General features: G+C 75.2%; 1 pseudogene. It reads left to right on the top strand.

Going from position 1 to position 863, the window contains the following annotated elements:
- Window positions 1-195: 195 nt before the first annotated feature.
- Window positions 196-801 (top strand): annotated as a pseudogene (locus BHU15_RS37520) (ADP-ribosylglycohydrolase family protein); the annotation flags it as partial.
- Window positions 802-863: the final 62 nt, after the last annotated feature.

Raw genomic sequence — 863 nt, forward strand, 5'->3', positions numbered from 1 at the left:
GGTGGCGGGACACCCCGCCACGGGTTCGAAAGTACGCACGAAACACGGCCCCCGCCAGCAAGGAAAGCCATGCTTACCAAGGGCCTGTCGGGTGACAGCGCGGCCGGTCCGACTCCTCGGGGACACGGCGTGGAAGGCATACGCGGAAGAAGGGCCGCTCCAGGCCCGGTGCGTGCGAAAGGCCCCGCGATGGAGATGACCGCCGGCGGTTCCCACCTCGATTCCGCCCCCTTCCCCGAGGTGGCCGCCCTGCGGGAACGGGCGCGGGGCGCGCTGCTCGGCCTCGCCGTCGGCGACGCGCTCGGCGCCCCGGCCGAGAACATGCGCCCCTCGGAGATCCGCCGCCGCTGGGGCCGTATCGAAGGCTTCGTCAGCGACAACCCGGCCGGCACCGACGACACCGAGTACGCGATCTTCTCCGGCCTCCTGCTGGCCAGACACGGCTCGGCCCTGACCGTCACCCACGTGGAGAACGCCTGGCACCACTGGCTGGCCGACCTCGACGAGGGCCCGTTCCGGGGAGCCGGGTTCAGCGAGCGCGGCACGCTGGAGAACCTGCGCCGGGGCCTCGCCGCCCCGATCACCGCCCAGCACCGGCACGCCTGGAGCGACGGCCTCGCGATGCGGGCGGCCCCGTTCGGCGTCTTCGCCGCCGGCCGCCCGGCGGAGGCGGCCCGCCTCGTCGCGGTCGACGGCACGGTCAGCCACGAGGGCGAGGGCATCTACGGCGGTCAGGCGGTCGCGGCGGGCGTCGCCGCCGCGATGACGGGCGCGGGCCCCGCCTCGGTGGTCGCCGCGGCGCAGTGAGCGGGCCGTCCAGGAGTCCATCGGGATCGCGGAGAGCGCCGCGGCGACCACCGAGG

Origin of the sequence: Streptomyces niveus (assembly GCF_001723055.1) — a bacterium.
Lineage (GTDB): Bacteria > Actinomycetota > Actinomycetes > Streptomycetales > Streptomycetaceae > Streptomyces > Streptomyces niveus.